The organism is Odoribacter laneus YIT 12061 (assembly GCF_000243215.1).
In the GTDB taxonomy this organism is placed as follows: Bacteria; Bacteroidota; Bacteroidia; order Bacteroidales; family Marinifilaceae; genus Culturomica; species Culturomica lanea.
On record NZ_JH594596.1, the window covers coordinates 2,470,351 to 2,492,054 of the forward strand.

Below are 21,704 nucleotides of genomic sequence, written 5' to 3' on the forward strand. Positions count from 1 at the left end.
TTTTATGTTTGTGTTTGTTTCAAAACTACTTTTCCCTATTTCAACCCTAAAATTCTCCGGGCTTCTTCGGGAGTAGCAATTTCCCTACCCAATTCTTTTGCCAGACGGACTACTTTTTCCACTAACTCCCCATTGGATTTTGCCAACACCCCTTTAGAGAGATAAACGTTATCTTCAAATCCCACTCTGACATGACCGCCGTCTACAATCGCACAAGCAGCCAGAGGAAATTCGTAACGTCCTATCCCGGCTACCGTATAAGTTGCATCAGCAGGTATGCTATGACGCAAAAAGACAAAATCCCGCATATCGCCGCCAATTCCTCCGTTTACTCCCATAACAAAATCAAAATGCATCGGAGCTTTGATAAAACCCTTTTTGTACATTCTCAAAGCCATATCGATCATACTCTTGTCGAATACCTCCAATTCGGGTTTAATACCCAGTTCGATCATCCGTTGTCCAAAATATTTAATCGTATTCTCCGTATTCGTAAACACCTCATCCCCCCCGAAATTCAAGGTTCCACAATCCAGAGTAGCCATCTCCGGATGTAATTCCGTAGGCTGTAAACGCTCATCATCGGTCATTCCCACAGCACCTCCCGTAGAGGGCTGAATGATAACGTCGGGACAAGCAGCTTTTATAGCATCTATGATCACCTTAAAACGGGCTTTGTCTTGCGTAGGCGTCCCATCGTCATATCTCACATGTAAGTGAATAATACTGGCCCCTGCTTCGTATGCAGAACGAGCCTCTCTCACACATTCCTCTACCGTATACGGTACGGCCGGATTGTGTTCTTTCAATACTTCCGCACCGCAAATCGCTGCTGTTATAATCAGTTTTTCCATAATACAGACTTCTAAAATTCAAAAACTTATCCTTTTCTCTGACATTTTTTCGGAACGACACAGGTTCCACTGGCCCGGCAAACAACAATCGGCTCTTCTAAAAAGTCAGCAGCCGATTCCGAAATATCCGTCCGGGGACGAATCACTTTCTTCGCTTCAAATACCATCTTCCGGGAAGAATTTCCAACTTTCACAATTTCTCCGGTAGCCTCAATATAATCTCCGGCAAAAACAGGTGCCAAGAATTCGATATTATCATATCCCGCAAATAAACCTTCATCTCCATCATGCTGGATAAGCAATTCTGTCGCGACATCCCCAAACAATTGCAACATTCTGGCTCCATCGACTAAATTACCTCCGTAATGAGCATCATGAGCACTCATTCTCAATCTTATCATTGACTTTTCCATACCAGTATTATCTTAAATTACGTTACACCTTTTACTTTTCTACGATATAATCTACAAATATGGCCGGAGTCCTCACAGCTTCCGGAGCCAATTCTCCCACTTCAACCAATTCTGAAATTTCAGCAATAACCAAATCCGCAGCACTTGCCATCAAAGGGTTGAAATTTTGAGAAGTCCCTTTGTAAATTAAATTTCCACTCTTATCCCCTACACTGGCTCCCACTAAAGCGATATCAGCCCGCAAAGGTTTTTCCAACAGATATTCTTTCCCCTCTACACAAACAACCGGTTTTCCCTCCGCCACGATGGTCCCCATCCCGGTTGTTGTCAGAAAACCTCCCAATCCCGCACCCCCTGAACGAATACGTTCTGCCAATGTGCCCTGAGGCACAAACTCAATATCTAATTCTCCACTGTTCATCTGCTCACTGGTACAAGGATTCGTACCAATATGAGAAACAATTAATTTTTTTACTTGTTTATTTGCAATCAACTGGCCTACTCCCTTATCCGGATAAGCAGTATCATTACAAATAAGCGTCAAATTTTTTACCCCGCTTTGGGCCAGAGCGTCAACGATTGCGTTAGGAGTTCCATTTGCTAAAAAACCTCCTACCATCACCGTCATCCCCTCTTTTACTTGTGACACAGCCTTTTCGATTGATATAAATTTGTTCATGGCTATTTTATATAAGGTTTGTTGTTAAATATTACACAGATTAAAAGATTTTTGTCAAATTTACGAATTGCAATATTAAATATGAATTATTTTGAACATTTTTTTACTATTTAAAATGATTCCAATTTACGTTATTCTGATCGTTAAAACACCTAAGCGTCCGGATGTTCCCGAGAAATAAATGCACAAAAATCCAAAAGTAAGAAAGTAGTCCCTCCTTCTGTATATAGCCGATTCTTGAAACACCTGAACAATTATCCATCCGAACCCTAAAGTAAAAAAATCATTAGAAACTATAATTAACGTATTCGGTTCAACATTTTATCGAACTTATCGTACCAAATGAAAATAAATTTAAAGAATATGAAACCGTTTGTCACTATTTTAAAAGTTTACCCTCTTTGTTTTGTGTTGAATTTACGGACGTTTTTTCTTTTATCACTTATTTCAGTGGGACTAGAAACGGGGTTTGCCCAACCAGGACAAAATCCGTACTGGGAGAGAAAAGGGCTCACAGCGATTAATTTATCTCAAGCCAGTTTAAGCAGCTGGTCGGCAGGAGGTGAATCCGCTTTGGGCTTGGATGCCTTATTAACGTATACGGCCGATTTTAAAAAAGACCGGCATCTTTTGAACAATCGTTTGGAACTGGCTTACGGACTCAATAAAACGGATGGGAACGGCACCCGGAAAACAAACGACAAGATTTACCTTTCTTCCACTTATGGTTATCAACTGAGAAAAAATTTTTACCTGAGTGCACTGCTCACTTTTCAGACTCAATTTGCCAAAGGGTATAATTACGATGTATCCCAGGATATTTTCATTTCTAAATTTATGGCACCCGGTTATCTCATCCTTGGGGCAGGCGTCACCTGGACCCCTAAAGCTTATTTTACATTAACCTTTACTCCGGCAGCCTGGAGAGGAACGTTTGTCACCAATAAACGCCTTTCGGATGCAGGAGATTTTGGCGTCAAAAAAGGGAAACACCTGTTTTCCGAATTCGGTGCAGATCTGAAAGCAGAAGTAAAATACGAATTTCTGAAAAATATGACGATTTATTCCCGTCTGGAATTTTATACCAATTACCTGGAACAGCCGCAAAACATTGATATCCGCTGGGATGTTCTCCTCAATATGAAAATCAATAATTGGTTTTCTACCAATTTAACGACCAACTTAATATACGACAACGACGTTAAAATCGTACAGAAAGACGGAACTGCCGGTCCCCGCGTTCAATTTAAAGAAATCTTAGGAGTAGGACTACAATTCAATTTTTAAATACCCTCCTTTTTACAGAAAAAAGAGAGAAACTCCTCCTACACTGACAATAGCCCCAATGACTTCGGCCCAGGTTATTTTTTGTTTTAACCAAAATGCAGCCGGTAAAAGAATAATGACCGGAGTCAGGGCCATTAAAGTAGAAGCGATTCCGCTCTCTGTATATTGTACAGCCATCAAAGAAAACGAAACGCCTAGAAAAGGCCCGAACACGGTACCCCAGAAGAGTGCTTTCATGGCCCTTCCGTCCTTTACCGCCGGAAGTAAGAGACCCAAACGCCTGCTTACCCCTAAAATAAGTACAAAACCCACTATTCCTGTAATAATCCGGATCTGAGAAGCCGCAAAAGGAATCATATGGACGACATCAACCGACTGATTGGCAGCATTCCGCCCATAGTATTCCATTCCCAACTTACTAAATACTAATCCGACACCCTGGCCCACACCCCCACCTATCCCCATCCACAACCCCTTCAGGGGTAATTTGATGTGCATTCTTTCCCCACTCTTTTCTCCCCGGCTAATCACGGAAATCGCAATCCCACACAATGTGACAACCATCCCTACGATAGCCAAGAGGTGCAAAGATTCGTGCAAAATCAACGCTCCGCAAATGGCCGCAGTAGGAGGAGCCAATGTCATCAATAACTGGCCAAAACGAGAACCGATTAATACATAAGAATAAAAAAGACAAAAATCTCCGAAGACAAAACCGACAAGTCCCGACACAGACAACCATACCCATGTTTTTCCATCCGCTCCGACAGGCCAAAAGCTACCGGTAAAAACGTACAATAAAGCTCCCAACAGTAGAAAAGCCAATATCAAACGCAAAAGATTTAATGCCAAAGCCCCTACCCGCTTGCTTGCATACTCAAAGCAAAGCGCTGTAATGGCCCAAGAAAAGGCGACACCTAATGAAATAAATTCCCCTAAATAAGCCATGCCGTTCTTCAATCCGTCCATTTTCCCTTCAGCCTCTCGTTGATCAGGTCCCTGTATTCCCAATACACCTCTTCTAATAATATCATTTTCTGAGTGAAAAAAGCATATATCTTTTCCCAATCTTCCTGCCGATATATGTTTACTCCTTCCAACTCAAAATAAATAGCACTGACGACACAATCCTCTATTCCCCGGTAATCTTCTTCCCATTTCAAATCCACGCCACAGCTCTCTGTTATCAATTTCCGATAGCTTAAAAATATCTCGTAAATTTCGTAACGACGTAAATCATTTTTATGATCAATCTGAAACAAAGCCAAGGCTTTCCGGGTATCTGCATAAAATTTCAATTGTACAGATTTTATTTTTACTCCCGTCAATACCCATTTCCGATAAATCCGATGCTTCGCACAATACCGCTTTAAGCCCTTCCAAAAATTCACACGGATTTCTTTAGCTTCTTCCTTACCCAACATAATAATAAGATAATTGAATATAAAAATTGAAAAAGATTACCTTTGCAAAGGTATAAAAAGAAAGAAAAGGCTATGTTAAAATTAAAATATAAAGAATGTATCTGGGAAGCAGGTTGTGATGAAGCCGGACGCGGATGTCTGGCGGGACCGGTATTTGCGGCTGCAGTTATTTTACCCGATAATTTTCACAATGAATTATTAAACGATTCAAAGCAGCTCACGGAAAAACAACGGGATTATTTACGGCCGATCATCGAACAACAAGCGCTAGCCTGGGCCGTAGCCAGTATGGATAATCAGGAAATCGATCAGATAAATATTCTGAATGCTTCCATAGCAGCCATGCACAAGGCTTTGGACGGGCTCAGCCTTCTCCCGCAACATATTATCATTGATGGGAACCGCTTCAAAGCGTATAAAAATATTCCTCATCTTTGCATTGTCAAAGGGGATGCCAAATATATGTCCATTGCCGCCGCCTCCGTCCTGGCCAAAACCCATCGGGACGAATATATGGAAACTTTAGACAAGCTTTTTCCCGTTTATAATTGGAAACAAAACAAAGGGTATCCGACTCAGGAGCATCGTGATAAAATTAAACAATACGGAATAACCGATTTTCACCGAAAAAGTTTTAACTTAGCAGACGCTCAATTAAAATTAAATTTTGAGGAATAAGCAAATTCCTTTTTCATTTTTTATTTTATATGGCTTTCATTAATTCGATCATTAGCATTTTTACTCAAAAACGTTTGGGGCAAATCGATAATTTCAAAGCGAATCCTATCGAAACCCAAAGGGATACCCTGAAAGAATTATTACGTACAGCGCAAAATACCGAATACGGACAACAATACGATTTTCACTCCCTTACGACACCGGAACAATACAGAGAAAGGTTACCGATTGTCCACTACGAAGATATCAACGAACTGATCCGGCAAACCATGAACGGCAAACAAAATATCCTCTGGCCGGAAGAAATCAAATGGTTTGCCAAATCGTCCGGAACGACGGATGCCAAGAGCAAGTTTATTCCGGTTTCTCCCTCTTCTCTCGAAAATTGTCATTTCCGGGGAGGTAAAGACGTTGTTTCTATCTTCAATCGCCTTTATCCGGAAGCTCAGGTATTCAGTGGCAAGACCTTGGCCTTGGGAGGAAGCAGCGAAGTCAATAAGATAAATACCAATTGCCAATACGGAGATCTCTCGGCTATCCTCATATCGAATACCCCCTTCTGGGCTAATTTTATGAAAACGCCCGATTCTTCCATTATGCTTATGAGTAATTGGGAAGAAAAACTGGAAAAAATTTGCGAAATCACCATCAAAGAGGATGTACGTTGTCTGGCGGGAGTTCCTTCCTGGTTTTTGACCCTTATTCATAAGATACTGGAAAAAACCGGAAAAAGTAATCTCTATGAGGTATGGCCGAATCTCGAATTATTCATTCACGGCGGTATCAGTTTTGTCCCTTATCGCCAGCAATACCAAGAGCTATTGCCCGATGCAAAGATGAAATATATGGAAACGTATAATGCCTCGGAAGGTTTCTTCGGAATTCAGGACGACCCCAGCGATTCTTCGATGTTACTGATGTTGGATTACGGCGTGTATTACGAATTTATGCCGATGAGTGAGACCGGGAAAACCAATCCCCGCACCCTTCTTTTATCCGAGGTGGAAACCGGTGTAAATTATGCTTTGATTATTTCAACAAACGGAGGACTATGGCGCTATATGATCGGAGATACGATTCTCTTTACTTCTTTGAATCCTTATAAATTTAAAATTACCGGACGCACGAAATTGTTTATCAACGCCTTTGGGGAAGAGCTGATTATCGATAATGCAACCGAAGCCTTACGCATCGCCTGTGCTAAAACCCATAGTACTCTATTTGAATACACCGCAGCCCCTATCTTTATGCAGGAAGGCCAAAAAGGAGCACACGAATGGCTGATTGAATTTGAAGTTCCTCCGGCCGACCTTGAAACTTTTGCCGAAATTCTGGATAAGGAATTACAAAAGCTCAATTCCGACTATGAAGCAAAACGCCTTTTATCTTTGGAAAGATTAAAAATTCATCAAGCCCGCCCCCATTTGTTTACCGACTGGCTAAAAGAAAAAGGGAAATTGGGAGGGCAAAATAAAGTGCCCCGGTTATGGAATGACCGGACCCACATCGACCAATTACTCGAAATGAATGTTAAATAACCGACTCCCCCATTTTCTATGAATATAAAATTGATAAGTCCAACCCAGTGGAAAGATTACGAACTAATCGACAGTGGTCATTTTGAAAAATTAGAACGTTTCGGTCCCTACCTTATTGCCCGTCCCGAACCGCAAGCGCTATGGAACAAATCACTTTCTGAAGCGGAATGGACAAAACGGGCCGATGCCTATTTCCGAAAAGACAAACGAAATGAAGAAAAAGGGGAATGGCAATGTAAACCACTTATGCCCCAGCAATGGTTCGTCACCTATCAATATCAGGAGATGCACCTCCGTATGCGCCTCGGCTTAACCTCTTTTAAGCATGTCGGTCTGTTTCCAGAACAAGCCGAAAATTGGAATTTTATCTATTCCCAAATCAAGAGTATGCCGGTTGGAGCGAAAGTACTCAACCTTTTTGCCTATACGGGAGGAGCCACCCTTGCAGCCCGGAGTGCCGGTGCCGAGGTAACTCATGTCGATTCCGTCAAACCGGTCGTCAGCTGGTCCCGTGAAAACATGGAAGCCTCCGGCCTCAACGACGTCCGCTGGATTGTGGACGATGCCCTCAAATTTGTCCGCCGGGAAGTAAAACGAGGAAAAAAATACAACGGCATTCTTTTAGACCCTCCCGCTTACGGACGCGGTCCCGATGGTGAAAAATGGATTTTAGAAGAAAACCTCAATGAACTTCTCTCGTTATGTAAACAACTTTTAACCCCCGAACAAAGTTTTCTGGTTTTAAACCTTTATTCCATGGGTTTATCCGCCCTTCTGGCCCGTACGACGGTACAACAACTGATCGGAGAGGGTAAGGGGGAGCAATTCGGGGAACTTTATTTCACGGATTCCTTCGGTAAATCCCTGCCTTTAGGAGTTTATTACCGATTTTGGAGATAAAAAGATGGAAGGAATAGAACTATAAATTTGTCCGTTCGCTTAAAAGCATACAAGTAAAACATTCTACCGCTCCACAGTACTCCCTGTCGGATGAAGGAATTTTCGGTTCAGACTTAAAACCCTAGTCCGAAACATTTGTGTCCTTGCTTGGGGAAGCGTCAAGCTGAGCTTTTGAACCTTTTTACTTCCCAACAGACAAACGGGTCTATCTGGAAAACAACAACTCCCTGTATTTAGGCAGCGGCCAGATTTCATCATCGACAAGCAATTCCAGTTTATCGATATGGTAACGGATTTTTTCCAGATACGGCCTTACGGTGACAGAATAAGCCTCCGCCCTTTCTACTTCATTCGGGAAATTGTTATTCGCTACTTTACGGGCTTCCGTCATTTCATTCACCATGGTTTTGATCTCTTTGATGTGACGGGAAATCTCCTTAATAGATTCCAATTGTACATTCCCCACTTCTGCATACACATCCGGCAAAATCTCCTTCAAGCCTTTTACATTTTCAATTAAGGTATTCTGATAAGAGATGGCAGTAGGAATAATATGATTCAAGGCCAAATCCCCCAATACCCGGGATTCAATCTGTAATTTTTTCAAATACGTCTCGTTTTTAATCTCAAAACGGGCCTCCAGCTCCCGTTCGGTAAAAACACCGTTCTCTACAAACAATTTTTTCGCTTTCGGCGCCAGATAGGCTTTTAATGCTGTAATACAGTCATTATCGACAGATAAACCCCTCTTTTGCGCTTCCTCCTGCCATTCCTTGCTATATCCGTTTCCTTCAAAACGGATTTTCTTACAAGCAATAATGTATTTTCTCAAAACCTGAAAAATAGCTTCATCTTTTTTCACACCTTTGTCTATCAGTGCATCGGTTTCTTTTTTGAAAGCTATTAATTGTTGGGCTACAGCAGCATTTAATACGATCATTGCAGCCCCGCAATTGGCAGAAGCTCCTACTGCCCGGAATTCAAAACGATTCCCGGTAAATGCAAAAGGTGAAGTCCGGTTCCGATCCGTATTGTCCCGCATAATTTCCGGAATTCTTCCCACATTTAATTTTAATTCGGTTTTCTCGTCCGGGCTCATTTTCTTACTGCTTACTTTCTGTTCTATTTCATCCAGAATAGCAGCCAATTGCCGGCCTAAGAAAACAGACATAATAACGGGAGGGGCTTCATCTCCCCCCAAACGATGTTCATTTCCCAACGAAACAATACAAGCCTTAAATAAAGCTTCCTGTTCCAATACAGCCCGAGTCGTAGCCGTCAGAAAAATCAAGAACTGCATATTGGACTTCGGATTTTTTCCGGGCGATAAAAGGTTTACTCCCGTATCTGTAAGTAACGACCAATTATTATGCTTTCCGGAACCGTTGATCCCCTTAAAAGGTTTTTCATGCAACAAAACCCTGAAACGATGATGCCGGGCCACCCGTTTCATCGTAGACATCAGCAATTGATTATGATCCACAGCCAAATTCGCTTCCTCAAAAATAGGGGCCAACTCAAACTGATTGGGGGCACATTCATTATGCCGGGTCTTTGCCGGAATCCCCAGCCGGTAGCATTCGTTTTCCAATTCGTTCATAAAAGCATTTACCCGTTCAGGGATAGCCCCAAAATAGTGATCTTCCAATTGCTGATCCTTAGCAGCCGAATGCCCCATCAATGTTCTTCCGCATAATTTCAAATCCGGCCGGGCATTGTACAAAGCTTCGTCTATTAAAAAATATTCCTGTTCCCACCCTAAAGTCGCCGTTACCTTCCGTACATCTTTATCAAAATACTGACAAATATCCACCGCTGCTTTGTCGATTAAAGCCAACGCCTTTAACATCGGAGTTTTGTAATCCAATGCTTCTCCCGTATAAGCGACAAATACCGTAGGTATACACAGGGTATTATTATTAATAAAAGCCGGAGAACCCGGATCCCAAGCCGTATATCCCCTTGCTTCAAACGTATTTCGTATGCCTCCGTTCGGAAAACTCGAAGCATCCGGTTCTTGTTGTACCAATAATTTCCCGTCAAAAGACTCGATAATGTTCCCGTCTTTTAATACATCTATAAAACTATCGTGCTTCTCAGCCGTAGCTCCGTTTAAAGGATGAAACCAATGCGTGTAATGAGTGGCTCCCTTTTCTACCGCCCAGGCCTTCATCGCAGCAGCCACTTGGTCGGCCAATGTCCGGTCGATTGTCCCGCCTTGAAACATTATCTTTTCCAATTTTTTAAATGCCTCCACAGACAGATAATGCCTCATCTTTTCCAAAGTCAATACATCCGCTCCATAGATATCGGACACTCTTTGTTTCTTTCCTCTTTCAACAGCCGTTCTCCCGGACATTTGCTCCAATGCTGAAAACCTGATTCTTGCCATAAATATTATTTTTCGATATATACCCACCTTTATATCGGGTACAAAAGTATAAAATATTATTCTTTTAACGACATACCCCTACTTTTAAACAGGAAAATTCCCCAAAAAGCAAAATTAAAATATTCCGGTTCGTCTGTAAGGAACCCCTTCCGTCCACACTTTATTTTCGGTTATTTCTTATATCTTTGTCACAAAGCTCTACATATGAAAAAAATTGCCGCCATACACGATCTGTCCGGCTACGGAAGAGCTTCCCTTACCGTAGCGATTCCCGTTCTCTCTCATATGGGTTATCAGGTGTGTCCCCTGCCGACAGCCATCCTCTCTGCCCATAGTGAATACAAGGATTTCCGAAGCCTGGACCTGACTTTTTACATGCAGGACATCATCGATCACTGGAAAGAATTGAATTTAAAATTTGATGCCATCTATTCCGGCTATCTGGCTTCTGCCCGCCAAATGGATATTGTCGCCGACTTTTTTGAAACTTTCGGGCGAAAAGATAACTTTATTTTAGTCGATCCCGTATTGGGAGATCACAACCAATTGTATCCCGGTATGACAACGGAAATGGTAGAAGGAATGCGAAAGTTATGCTCAAAAGCAAAGGTCATCACCCCCAATCTTACAGAAGCCTGCTTTTTATTGGCAGAAAAAGAAATACATCGTGTCGGCCTGGAAGAAACTATAAAATGGTGTAAGCAATTGAGCTCTCTGGGACCCGAATATGTCATCATTACTTCAGCTCCTTCCGGAAATCACCAAAATATTGCCACCATCGCTTATAACAAAACCGATCAACGGACCTGGCGTGTTATTTCCGATTATATTCCGGCCTCTTATCCCGGCACAGGAGATGCCTTTGCCAGCGTAATTACCGGTTGCTTGCTGAACGGGGACAGTCTTCCGGAAGCAATCGACCGAGCCGTATATTTTATCAATATGGGAATAAAAGCAACTTTCGGTTATGATCAGAATCCCCTCGACGGCATGAATCAAGAAAAAGTACTCCATTACTTGAATGGACCTTTACCCTACTACCGTTATGAATTAATCGGTTAAAATCTATTTTTTGTATGCATTTCTTTTAATACAGTTATGAAAGCGATTATCACGGATTTGGACGGTACTATATTACCTTCCGGCGGAACGATCAGCCCGCAAACACTTCATGCACTTCAAACGGTAGGAAATCGTTCAATCGTCCGGATCGTAGCTACCGGCAGGACCCTATTCGCTGCCCGCAAATTCTTAACCGATGACTTTCCCATCGATTATCTGGTTTTTTCCTCCGGAGCCGGGATTATGGAATGGAAAAACAAAAAAATTTTACAAGCTCATCACCTCAGTAAGGAAGAAACCCAAGAACTGGCTACCTATTTATGGGAATACAACATCAATTTTATCGTACAACAGGAAATTCCGGATAATCACTATTTTTACTATACCGATATTTATCCCGCTCACAGGGATTATCTCCGGCGCCTCGAAAAGTTCCGGGATTATGGTACCCTTATCTCGAATCCCGAAGAAATACGAACTCCAGCAACCCAGCTGATTATGATTCTCAATGACCGGCAATTAGCTCTGGTCGAAAAAATAAAACAGGATCTTCCCCGCTATTCCGTCATTCGCTCTACCTCTCCTTTAGATAATCAAGCAGTATGGCTGGAAATTTATCCGTCTTGCGTGAACAAAGGTTATAGCTGTCAGTATTTACTGAATTTTTTAAAGATTGCAACGACCGACTGTGCCGGTATCGGAAACGATTATAACGATACCGACTTTCTGGATATTTGCGGAAAAGCATACCTTGTAAAAAACGCCCCTTCCCCCTTGCTTCCTCATTATCGTACTGTCGCATCCGACATCCAGGAAGGCTTTAGCGAATTTATTGCCCAGATTTTGTAAAGTTTCCGTTTTACTTATCAACCCCTGAAGACTGCCGACCAAAAGTTTGACCGCCTGCGTCCGTCACGTTTGCAATGCCGCTATCAGAATCGATGGGGTGCTTAAAATATTATAAGATTCCTTTTTCTTTTAAAAGAATTTCCATTTCTCCCTGTAACTTACGGGCTTCTTCTCCGGCCCGTACAGCAAATTGCTCGGTTTTATCGGCAAATATAATTCCTCGCGAAGAATTGACAATCAATCCGCAATGTGAATTCATACCGTATTTAGCCACCTCTTGCAGGCTCCCCCCCTGCGCACCGACACCGGGGACTAATAAGAAATGATCCGGAACAATGTCCCGTATACCCCCCAGCATTTCCGCTTTAGTTGCCCCCACGACATACATCATATTCTGTTTATCTCCCCATTCCTGAGATTTACGCAAAACGGCTTCATACAATTTTACACCCTTATCTTCCCGGAACTGAAAATCGAAAGCTCCTTTGTTGGAGGTCAATGCCAGCAGGATGACCCATTTTTCCGGATACTGCAAAAAGGGTGTAACGGAATCTTCTCCCATATAAGGAGCCACTGTAATGGCATCGAAATTTAAAGTCTCCAAAAAAGCTTTGGCATACATCTGCGACGTATTCCCGATATCTCCTCGCTTTGCATCTGCTATGAGAAAAATTTCCGGATATTGCTGCCGTATATAAGTTACTGTTTTCTCTAAACTCTGCCAGCCTTCCACGCCCCTGCTTTCATAAAAAGCGATATTCGGTTTATAAGCGATGGTCACTCCTGCTGTCGCATCGATGACAGCCTTGTTAAATTCAAATACCGGATCCGCTACTTGCTGCAAATGAGCCGGAATTTTCGCTATATCGGAATCTAGACCTACACAAAGAAATGATTTCTTCTTTTTAATTTGCTCAAATAAAGCTGTATAATTCATAACTGTATCTCTTTTTATTCATTTACATCTTCCCCTCATTTATAGTCCCGTTTCTTTCAGTCTCTCTGTATTCTCTTCAATCTGCAATTTCTCGATGATCTCGTCAATTTCTCCGTCCATAACAGCAGCAAGATTATACAGGGTAAAATTGATCCGATGATCTGTCACCCGTCCTTGCGGATAATTATAAGTCCGTATTTTTGCAGAACGGTCGCCCGTCGATACCATCGTCCTTCGTTTTGCAGCAATCTCATCCATATGCTTTTGGTATTCCACTGCATAAATGCGGGAACGCAATTCATTCATTGCTTTAGCGAGATTTTTAATCTGAGATTTCTCATCCTGACAGGTTACCACAATACCTGTCGGAAGGTGTGTCAACCGAATAGCCGAATAGGTGGTATTTACGGATTGACCTCCGGGACCGGATGAACAATAAGTATCCTTACGGATATCTCCCGGATTCAGCTGTACGTCAACTTCTTCCGCTTCCGGCAACACAGCTACCGTAGCAGCAGAAGTATGAATACGTCCCTGAGTCTCGGTAGCCGGAACCCGCTGTACACGATGAACCCCCGACTCATATTTCAATATTCCATACACCCCATTGCCGGAAACATTGGCTACGATTTCCTTGTATCCTCCTGCCGTTCCCTCATTGGCATTCGTCACCTCCATTTTCCAACCTTTTCTTTCACAAAATTTTGTATACATCCGAAACAAGTCCCCAGCAAACAAACAAGCTTCATCTCCCCCGGTCCCTCCCCGGATTTCCAGAATTACATTTTTGGAATCTTCCGGATCTGCCGGCACCAACAATAATTTGATATGCTGTTCCATTTCCGGTAACTTTTCCGACAACTCCTCCAATTCCAATTGAGCCATTTCTTTCAGTTCTGCATCCTCTTCGGAATCTAAAATAGATTGAGATTCTTCCCCGGTCGCTAAGGCTTTTTTGTACTGATCCGCCGCCGATGTAATAGCCTCTAATTCCTTATACTCCTTGGTTAATTTCACATAACGCTCCATATCCCCGATCACCTCGGGATCTGTAATTAACTGTCCAATCTCTTTAAACCGGATATAATAAGTTTCTAATTTTTCTAGCAGCGGATTCTCCATGTATTCTCCTTTTTCTATTTCCGACACAAAAATAATATTTTTACCACAGAGGGAGGCCTCTTTCAGGCAATATTTTAGCAGAAGTCCCTGCCTCCTGCCCGAAAAGGTCAACTCTTATACCGGGAGATGTGCCGAACCGTCTCCTCCAAAGAACAAAAAGAAAAATCGGGATAGCGGGCTAAAAACTTCGCTGAAGAATAATAAGATTTATGATGAGAAGAACGCGCAGTCTCCTTCGTAAATGCAGGCTGTCTCCCCGTAATTTTTCCCCAAACGGCTAAAGAACGCCATGCCAGCGAAGTCATCCAGGGTTTCATCTCTAGAAAAGGAGGCCTGTGTCCACTCACCCGGGCAATACTGGTAAACAATTCTTTATAACTATAATTTCCTCCATTGATAACAAAACGTTCTCCCTCTATATGTTTATCCTCGGCTAAGATTATCATTGCTTTACAAACATCCCGGACATCTACATATCCACATACACCATCCGTATAAAAAGGCATTCCTTTAGAAACAGTCAAAAACAACTGAGAACTGCTCCTTCCCCAATGCCCTGCCCCCAATATAATGGAAGGATTTACAATAACAACCTCCAAACCTTTCCTTACCTGTTGCCATACAATATTTTCTGCAGCAATTTTACTTTGTGAATACACCGAACGAATCGTCTCCAGGATAATGGGAGTGTCTTCATTTACAATTTCCTTTTCATGCCGGGCATCCCCTAAAGCGGCTATCGAACTGACATAACACAAACGAACTTTATATTTACGGCATAATTGCGCCACATTTTCCGTCCCTTTTAAGTTGATATCCAATAATCCGTTTTTATCCTGTCCGGCAAAAGAGACAACTGCAGCACAATGATATACACACTCCACCCGCTGCACAACCGATGCCAGCGTTTCTTTTTCCAGTACATTCCCTGTCACCCAGTTTACTTTTTTCCAAGCCTGCTCGCCCTCCGGATATTGTAAAAATACATGATGTGCGCCGTCCAAACGACTAGTCTCCCGTCTTAAAGCACACACCTGCTGCCCGCCTTCTACCAAATGATACAATAAATGGCTACCTAATAAACCTGTAGCACCTGTGACAAATACCATATATAATTCGTTTTTAGCCAAACCGAGTTTTCCGATGACCCGTAAAATAGAGGCAGGCGAGTATACGCCCTATTTTTTATCTCTACCAAAACATTTATTCCGGGAGAACTTCTCTTCCCTTTTTATTTTAATTAAAACGATTTTTCCCAAAAATAGTTTCGTAACTTTAAATATGAAAATGCAACGGACGTTTTATTTTTTCCAGATAAACTCAACATGCTGGATCACTTTCTCACTCAAACTCCGATGAACAGCACAAGCCCGAGCCGCTCTTTCCATAGCGATCTTATGTTTATCCGAATACTCCCGATCCGGCATAAGAAAGACCAAATCGATAGCACCGATACGACGCAAAGGGTCCGCTTCCATTTTCTTGACCACCTCTATTTCCGTACCGGAAATATCTTCCCCTATGGTCTTTGCCAATAATCCCATTGCGGTCATCATACAAGCCGCTAAAGAAGTTACACATAAATCAGTAGGAGAAAAAGATTCCCCTTTTCCCTGATTATCGGTAGGTGCATCCGTGTACAGCTTCGTTCCGCTTTGCACATGTTCACACTCCACCCGTAAATCTCCCCGGTATTTTATTTTTACAGTCGCCATCATTTCGCTTTTTCTCCGAATACGCAAGTGAATAAAAAAAGTTCTGTCTTTCATAAAAAAACCGTGTAAAATATACCTGATCACCTATATTTTACACGGCAAAAACACTGTCAGCAATCTACCACTCAAAAATAATGGTTTGCTTTACATTTTCTCCCAGACTGTAATGCACCGGACAGGTATGAGCAGCCCGTTCGAGAGATTTTTTGTCTTTTTCTGTATAAGCCCGGGCAGGCATACGAAAAATAACAATAACTTCTCCTATACGCCTCGGGTCTGCAGCCATTACTTTCGTAATCTCTATTTCCGTTCCCGTCACATCAATACCGGCATTCTGGGCATATAATCCCATAATCGTCATCATACAGGCAGCCAAAGAAGAAGCACACAAGTCTGTCGGAGAAAAAGATTCCCCTTTTCCGTGGTTATCGGTGGGGGCATCTGTAATCATTTTCGTTCCACTCTGCAGATGTTCGCACTCCACCCGCAAATTCCCTAAATACTTAGCTTTTACTGTTGTCATAACTTCAATTTTTATACGTTATTTATCCTTTCCTTTCAATCGAATATTTGTATGGCTTCCTGGAAATGCTGTATCTCCAGATCAGGCCCACTTACCACTATCAAATCAAAACGAATTTCTTTTTCTAATTTTTTACATCGTATGTAAGCTGCCCCTGCATTCAACAAATTCTTTCTCTTGTGATAATCCATTAACTCCGAAGGATATTCAATCGCTTTTTGACGGGTCTTTACTTCTACGACGACGACGACCTTTCCATCCGTACAAATTACGTCAATCTCCCAATGCCGATAACGCCAATTCCGCTCCAGTACGACATAGCCCAGAGCCCGTAAATAAGCAACAACCTTATCTTCTCCTTTATGCCCTAAACAGACGGATTCAGTCACGACGAAAGTTTTAATCAAATGTAGAGAAAAATTTGAAAAATAAAAAAAATAGATATAGGTTTGCTTGTTTAATTGCAGTTTTCCAAACTTTAACTTTTTGATATCTAAACTTTATTGTATATCTTTGTATGGTTTTTTGGGAGAATGCAATTATGGCGAAGAAAAGAGTTTTATTTATATCCTCGGAAATTATGCCTTACCTGCCCGAGTCGGAAATGTCGCATATCGGCAGATATTTACCTCAGGGAATACAGGAAAAGGGAAAAGAAATCAGAACATTCATGCCTCGGTTCGGTTGTATCAATGAACGCCGTAACCAACTTCACGAAGTGATCCGATTATCCGGTATGAATCTGATAATCAACGACACGGATCATCCCCTGATTATAAAAGTCGCTTCCATACAGTCTGCTCGTATGCAAGTGTATTTTATAGATAACGAAGATTATTTCCAGAGGAAACATATTATTACTGACGAAAAAGGTCAGTTTTTCGAAGATAACGACGAAAGAGCAATCTTCTTTGCAAGAGGAGTTTTTGAAACGGTAAAAAAACTCAGATGGGCACCGGATCTGATTTATTGTCAAGGCTGGTTCACTTCACTCGTTCCCCTTTATCTGAAAAAAGAATATGCGGACGATCCTATTTTCGCCCATTCTAAAGTTGTTTTTTCCACCTCTAACGACGTCTTTGAAGGGAATTTGCAAAAAGATTTTCATAAAAAAATCCTTACTGAAAATATCAGTACGAAAGATGTAAGTCTGGTAAAGGAACCGACCCATACCAATGTCAATAAATTGGCTTTCCATTATTCGGATGGTATTATCTTTAACAATAAAGATATAGAACAGGAGCTAAAAGAATATGCAAAGAAATTAGAGAAACCTATTTTGGAATATACCAATAAAGAAGAGTATATCGATAATTACTCGGAATTTTTTGATCAGATCATGGAAACAAAAAAATAAGCAGAAGGCTGTATAAGATAAAAACTTATACAGCTTTTTTTTATTATAGAACTTACTTCAACATTTTTTTTATTTACTAACAACTAACTTTTATGTGTGGAATTGTAGCTTATATTGGGGAAAGAGAAGCTTGCCCTATTCTTTTATCCGGACTAAAACGCTTGGAATACAGAGGATATGATTCAGCCGGCATCGCCTTGATCAACAATCACCAGATTCATGTATACAAAACAAAAGGAAGAGTACAAGATCTGGAAAAAAAACTCCAGGAAATAAATACCCATGCCCATAGCGGCATGGGACATACGCGCTGGGCAACCCACGGAGAACCCAATGATGTAAACGCCCATCCTCATACCTCTATGAATGGAAAATTCTGTTTAATACACAACGGAATTATTGAAAATTACATGGTATTAAAAGAAAAATTGACCCGAAGAGGGTATTCTTTTAAAAGTGAAACAGATTCGGAAGTATTGGTCAATTTGATCGAATATATTTACTTAAAAGGAGGAATAGATGCAGAAACCGCTGTACGTTTGGCTTTAACAAAAGTAGTAGGAGCCTATGGACTGGTCATTATGTGCAGTGATGAGCAGGATAAATTAATTACAACCCGTAAAGGAAGTCCTTTGGTGATAGGAGTCGGGAACAGAGAATATTTTGCGGCCTCGGATGCCACTCCGATTATCGAATATACAAAAAACGTCATTTATCTGAACGATGATGACATGGCTGTACTGAGAAAAGACGGTCTCACGTTGAAAACCCGCAATAATGATATGCTGGCTCCCGACATTCAGCAGGTCGACCTGGATATCGAAAAGATCGAAAAGGGCGGTTTCCCCCATTTTATGCTGAAAGAAATATTCGAACAGGTATACTCCATTCGGGATACAATACGAGGACGGGTAAATCTGGAAGCTTCAGAAATATTTCTGGGAGGAATCAGTGAAATGCTCCCCAAGCTTCTTCAAGCCGACAGAATTATAATTGTAGGATGCGGCACTTCCTGGCATGCCGGTCTGGTAGGAGAATACCTGTTAGAAGAACTAGCCGGAATCCCGGTAGAAGTGGAATATGCCTCCGAATTTCGTTACCGGAATCCCATTATACGGGAAAAAGACATCGTACTTGCTATTTCGCAAAGCGGAGAAACGGCCGATACATTAGCTGCTGTCCGCTTAGCTAAAGAAAAAGGCGCTACCGTCTTAGGGATCTGCAATGTCGTCGGTTCCGGTATCGCCCGGGAAACAGACGCAGGCGTATATACCCATGCGGGACCAGAAATCGGCGTTGCCTCTACAAAAGCATTTACAGCACAAATTGCCGTCCTCACCATGTTAGCTCTTTCAATCGGGCATAAAAAAGGTTTGCTTTCCGATGAAAAATACCGGAACTATATTCAGGAGCTCTATCACTTGCCAAACAAAATTAATGAGATATTGAAAAAAGACGAAGAGATTCAGCAATTGACACTCCTCCTCAAAGATTGTCCGAATGCCATTTATCTCGGCCGGGGATGTCAGTATCCCGTAGCCCTGGAAGGAGCCCTAAAGCTGAAAGAAATTTCTTATATACATGCCGAAGGATATCCCGCCGCAGAGATGAAACACGGCCCCATCGCTCTGATAGATGAAAAAATGCCGGTATTTGTGATTGCCACCCGGGACACCTATTACGAAAAAATCGTCTCCAATATCAAAGAAGTCGAATCCCGCAAGGGAAACGTAATCGCTCTGATCAACCCCGGAGACGAAATTGTAAAAGATATCGCCCAACAGACGATTGAAATTCCCGATACACTGGAATCCCTATCTCCTTTACTCACCGTTATCCCTTTGCAACTCATTTCATACCATATTGCGGTATTACGCGGCTGCAACGTAGACATGCCCCGTAATCTGGCAAAATCAGTAACGGTGGAATAATACTTATAAAAATGGGAAAGCCAACTCATTTGTGATAAATGAGTTGGCTCCCATTCTTCTATTAAATTTACGTTGTCTTTCCGAACGTTTTCATTTTAAAATAACAAACTATTTTCTATCCAATTTTTCCTGCCATCTCCATGTATTGGTCAGGGTTTCAACTAAAGGTATCTGCGCTTTCCAACCCAATTCCTGATTCGCTAAGGAAGTATCTGCCCAAACTTTTTCAATATCTCCAGCACGACGGCCTGTAATTTTATAATTCACTTTCTTTCCTGTGGCTTTTTCAAAAGTATGGATTAACTCCAATACGGAAACTCCCTTTCCGGTACCAATGTTAAAATATTCGTAATTCGCTTTGTTTTTACCTTCAATCAGTCGCCGTATAGCAATCACATGAGCTTTCGCTAAATCCACTACGTCAATATAATCCCTCACCGGAGTACCATCCGGAGTATTGTAGTCATCTCCGAAAACACTGAGCTGTTCCCGTATACCGGCTACCGTCTGAGTCAGATAAGGAATTAAATTATTGGGCACTCCATTGGGCAACTCCCCTATATTAGCAGAAGGATGAGCTCCTATCGGATTAAAATAACGCAAAGCGATCAGGTTCATTTCCTTTTCTACCTTTGCCAAATCCCGCATAATATCTTCACACATCGCTTTGGTATTCCCATAAGGAGATTCCGCTTGCTTCCGCGGCGTCTGTTCCGTCACCGGCAATACATCTGCTTGTCCGTATACAGTACAAGAGGAAGAAAAAACCAGATTTTTCACTCCGAATTCTCGCATAGATGCCAAAACATTCATCATAGAATTCAGGTTATTTCTATAATATTCCAACGGTTTTTCTACCGATTCTCCCACAGCCTTTAAAGCTGCAAAATGGATAACTGCACGGATATCCTTGTGACGGGCAAAAAAATCCCGGGTAGCCTCCGCATCCGTCAAATCAAATTGTTCAAATTCGGGGCGAATACCTGTAATTTTTTCGATTCCATCCAAAACCTGAATATTGGAATTACAAAGATTATCTACAATTACCACTTCAAAACCGCTTTGTTGGAGCTCAACCACGGTGTGAGATCCGATATAACCGGTACCTCCTGTAACAAATATTTTCATCGTACAAAAATTTATAAGATTAACATTCTCACTGTAAATCACTGCAAAGTAAATAATAAAATATGAAAATCTCTAAAAACCCCACCGATAAGTATGGACATTCTACTTCTTTTTCCTACTTTTGCAATATGCATAGATATATAGAATACATATCGGATTTGCTCTTTTTGCACGATTGCGTAATCATCCCCGATTTCGGCGGATTTATCTGTAATTACCAAAGTGCCTATGTAGATGAAAAGAACGGATTGATTTATCCGCCTTCCAAGACGATATTGTTCAATCGCAACCTTACCCTCAACGACGGCTTACTCGCAAATTGGATTGTTTGCAAGGAAAATATTCCTTACGATAAAGCCATTAAACAAATCGAATTTTTCTGTGAAGACTTAAAAATTCGTTTAAATCAGCGAGAAAAAGTCGATTTTGGAGATATCGGCAGCTTTTATACAGACCGACGCTTCCATATTTTATTTGAACCGGCCGGAAAAAACTTTTTAGCGGCCGCCTTAGGTATGGAAAAAATAGAAGCCCTCCGTTTTCCTGCCCGTACAAAGAAAATTCGTCAAGTCGAACTTTCTCCCGTACCGGTTTCTACTACTTATATCAATGCAAACTCCGGCAACTGGTTGCAACGTTCCCTGAAATATGGTGCCGCCGCCGCAGTTCTTGCCGGTGTCGTCGTAACGACTCAAATAGGATGGGTTCAATTCAAAAAAGTAAAAGACAGCACATTTATTACCAGCACTTCTACACTACAACCTTTACCCGCTTCTTCCGAATCGGAAACCTCCTTTATGCAGGCTCAAAGCATCAAAATCTCTCCCGACTACGATTACGTCTCCTACGATCCGCTAATTGACGCCGATATTTGATTCTTTTACAAAAACACCAGACGGCCCCAATAACTTTTAA

At 41.7% G+C, this 21,704-nt stretch carries 22 protein-coding genes; 9 read left to right on the forward strand and 13 right to left on the reverse strand.

The features are described 5' to 3' along the window. Positions 1 to 35: 35 nt before the first annotated feature. The 3 genes from kce to HMPREF9449_RS10335 are packed head-to-tail and all read right to left on the reverse strand — an operon-like array spanning position 36 to position 1,946. Positions 36 to 854: a 3-keto-5-aminohexanoate cleavage enzyme gene (gene kce / locus HMPREF9449_RS10325; protein WP_009137200.1), complete on the reverse strand. Its 819-nt coding sequence runs from the start codon at positions 852 to 854 to the stop codon at positions 36 to 38. A 26-nt stretch (positions 855 to 880) separates the two neighbouring features. Beyond that, entirely contained in the window at positions 881 to 1,267 is a 387-nt protein-coding gene (kal, locus tag HMPREF9449_RS10330) for a 3-aminobutyryl-CoA ammonia lyase (protein ID WP_009137201.1), read from the reverse strand. 31 nt (positions 1,268 to 1,298) lie between these two features. Continuing rightward, positions 1,299 to 1,946, reverse strand: a complete 648-nt coding sequence (locus HMPREF9449_RS10335) for a CoA transferase subunit A (protein ID WP_009137202.1) — start codon at positions 1,944 to 1,946, stop codon at positions 1,299 to 1,301. A 363-nt stretch (positions 1,947 to 2,309) separates the two neighbouring features. Here HMPREF9449_RS10335 and HMPREF9449_RS10340 point away from each other — a divergent pair, with 363 nt between their 5' ends. Further along, a complete protein-coding gene (locus HMPREF9449_RS10340; RefSeq protein ID WP_009137203.1) occupies positions 2,310 to 3,233 on the forward strand; it encodes a DUF3078 domain-containing protein in 924 nt (307 codons plus the stop codon). Between the two features lie 12 nt (positions 3,234 to 3,245). Here the strand turns inward: HMPREF9449_RS10340 and HMPREF9449_RS10345 are convergent, their stop codons facing one another. Both HMPREF9449_RS10345 and HMPREF9449_RS10350 read right to left on the reverse strand, forming a co-directional pair. Next, entirely contained in the window at positions 3,246 to 4,202 is a 957-nt protein-coding gene (locus HMPREF9449_RS10345; RefSeq protein ID WP_232211414.1) for a DMT family transporter, read from the reverse strand. Then, positions 4,190 to 4,657 (reverse strand): DUF4268 domain-containing protein, encoded by a 468-nt coding sequence (locus HMPREF9449_RS10350; RefSeq protein ID WP_009137205.1) that lies wholly within the window; start codon positions 4,655 to 4,657, stop codon positions 4,190 to 4,192. Before HMPREF9449_RS10350 ends, HMPREF9449_RS10345 begins: the two co-directional genes overlap by 13 nt. 72 nt (positions 4,658 to 4,729) lie before the next feature. On the opposite strand from HMPREF9449_RS10350, the gene HMPREF9449_RS10355 reads away from it, so the two are divergent. From HMPREF9449_RS10355 to HMPREF9449_RS10365, 3 genes are read left to right on the forward strand one after another with little or no spacing between them, the layout of a single operon-like run. After that, complete coding sequence (locus HMPREF9449_RS10355) at positions 4,730 to 5,335, forward strand: ribonuclease HII (protein WP_009137206.1); 606 nt, start codon at positions 4,730 to 4,732, stop codon at positions 5,333 to 5,335. 29 nt (positions 5,336 to 5,364) lie between these two features. Continuing rightward, the gene (locus HMPREF9449_RS10360; RefSeq protein ID WP_009137207.1) at positions 5,365 to 6,873 is read left to right on the forward strand and encodes a GH3 auxin-responsive promoter family protein; all 1,509 of its coding nucleotides are present in this window, start codon (positions 5,365 to 5,367) and stop codon (positions 6,871 to 6,873) included. Between the two features lie 18 nt (positions 6,874 to 6,891). Further along, on the forward strand, positions 6,892 to 7,773 hold the full coding sequence (locus tag HMPREF9449_RS10365) for a class I SAM-dependent methyltransferase (RefSeq protein WP_009137208.1): 882 nt from the start codon (positions 6,892 to 6,894) through the stop codon (positions 7,771 to 7,773). A 205-nt stretch (positions 7,774 to 7,978) separates the two neighbouring features. Here the strand turns inward: HMPREF9449_RS10365 and HMPREF9449_RS10370 are convergent, their stop codons facing one another. After that, the gene (locus tag HMPREF9449_RS10370; protein WP_009137209.1) at positions 7,979 to 10,165 is read right to left on the reverse strand and encodes a glutamine synthetase III family protein; all 2,187 of its coding nucleotides are present in this window, start codon (positions 10,163 to 10,165) and stop codon (positions 7,979 to 7,981) included. Positions 10,166 to 10,369: 204 nt separating this feature from the next. Here HMPREF9449_RS10370 and HMPREF9449_RS10375 point away from each other — a divergent pair, with 204 nt between their 5' ends. Next, complete coding sequence (locus HMPREF9449_RS10375; RefSeq protein WP_009137210.1) at positions 10,370 to 11,227, forward strand: pyridoxamine kinase; 858 nt, start codon at positions 10,370 to 10,372, stop codon at positions 11,225 to 11,227. A 36-nt stretch (positions 11,228 to 11,263) separates the two neighbouring features. After that, complete coding sequence (locus HMPREF9449_RS10380) at positions 11,264 to 12,076, forward strand: HAD-IIB family hydrolase (protein WP_009137211.1); 813 nt, start codon at positions 11,264 to 11,266, stop codon at positions 12,074 to 12,076. A gap of 109 nt (positions 12,077 to 12,185) precedes the next feature. Here HMPREF9449_RS10380 and pyrF read toward each other — a convergent pair whose 3' ends face one another. From pyrF to HMPREF9449_RS10410, 6 genes are all read right to left on the reverse strand, one after another. Next, positions 12,186 to 13,013, reverse strand: a complete 828-nt coding sequence (gene pyrF, locus HMPREF9449_RS10385; RefSeq protein ID WP_009137212.1) for an orotidine-5'-phosphate decarboxylase — start codon at positions 13,011 to 13,013, stop codon at positions 12,186 to 12,188. 39 nt (positions 13,014 to 13,052) lie between these two features. After that, positions 13,053 to 14,135: a peptide chain release factor 1 gene (prfA, locus tag HMPREF9449_RS10390; RefSeq protein WP_009137213.1), complete on the reverse strand. Its 1,083-nt coding sequence runs from the start codon at positions 14,133 to 14,135 to the stop codon at positions 13,053 to 13,055. Positions 14,136 to 14,242: 107 nt separating this feature from the next. Beyond that, complete coding sequence (locus HMPREF9449_RS10395) at positions 14,243 to 15,244, reverse strand: SDR family oxidoreductase (protein ID WP_009137214.1); 1,002 nt, start codon at positions 15,242 to 15,244, stop codon at positions 14,243 to 14,245. Between the two features lie 192 nt (positions 15,245 to 15,436). After that, positions 15,437 to 15,904 carry an OsmC family protein gene (locus tag HMPREF9449_RS10400; protein WP_229031353.1) on the reverse strand — a complete coding sequence of 156 codons (468 nt, stop codon included), beginning with the start codon at positions 15,902 to 15,904 and terminating at the stop codon, positions 15,437 to 15,439. Positions 15,905 to 15,968: 64 nt separating this feature from the next. Beyond that, complete coding sequence (locus HMPREF9449_RS10405; RefSeq protein WP_009137216.1) at positions 15,969 to 16,373, reverse strand: OsmC family protein; 405 nt, start codon at positions 16,371 to 16,373, stop codon at positions 15,969 to 15,971. Between the two features lie 35 nt (positions 16,374 to 16,408). After that, complete coding sequence (locus tag HMPREF9449_RS10410; protein ID WP_009137217.1) at positions 16,409 to 16,762, reverse strand: YraN family protein; 354 nt, start codon at positions 16,760 to 16,762, stop codon at positions 16,409 to 16,411. A 152-nt stretch (positions 16,763 to 16,914) separates the two neighbouring features. Between HMPREF9449_RS10410 and HMPREF9449_RS10415 the strand changes: the two genes are divergently transcribed. Then, entirely contained in the window at positions 16,915 to 17,730 is an 816-nt protein-coding gene (locus tag HMPREF9449_RS10415) for a glycogen/starch synthase (protein ID WP_040611802.1), read from the forward strand. Between the two features lie 92 nt (positions 17,731 to 17,822). Continuing rightward, the gene (gene glmS, locus HMPREF9449_RS10420) at positions 17,823 to 19,661 is read left to right on the forward strand and encodes a glutamine--fructose-6-phosphate transaminase (isomerizing) (RefSeq protein ID WP_009137219.1); all 1,839 of its coding nucleotides are present in this window, start codon (positions 17,823 to 17,825) and stop codon (positions 19,659 to 19,661) included. 108 nt (positions 19,662 to 19,769) lie between these two features. Here glmS and galE read toward each other — a convergent pair whose 3' ends face one another. After that, on the reverse strand, positions 19,770 to 20,789 hold the full coding sequence (gene galE, locus HMPREF9449_RS10425; RefSeq protein WP_009137220.1) for a UDP-glucose 4-epimerase GalE: 1,020 nt from the start codon (positions 20,787 to 20,789) through the stop codon (positions 19,770 to 19,772). Positions 20,790 to 20,851: 62 nt separating this feature from the next. On the opposite strand from galE, the gene HMPREF9449_RS10430 reads away from it, so the two are divergent. After that, a complete protein-coding gene (locus HMPREF9449_RS10430) occupies positions 20,852 to 21,664 on the forward strand; it encodes an HU domain-containing protein (RefSeq protein WP_009137221.1) in 813 nt (270 codons plus the stop codon). Positions 21,665 to 21,704: the final 40 nt, after the last annotated feature.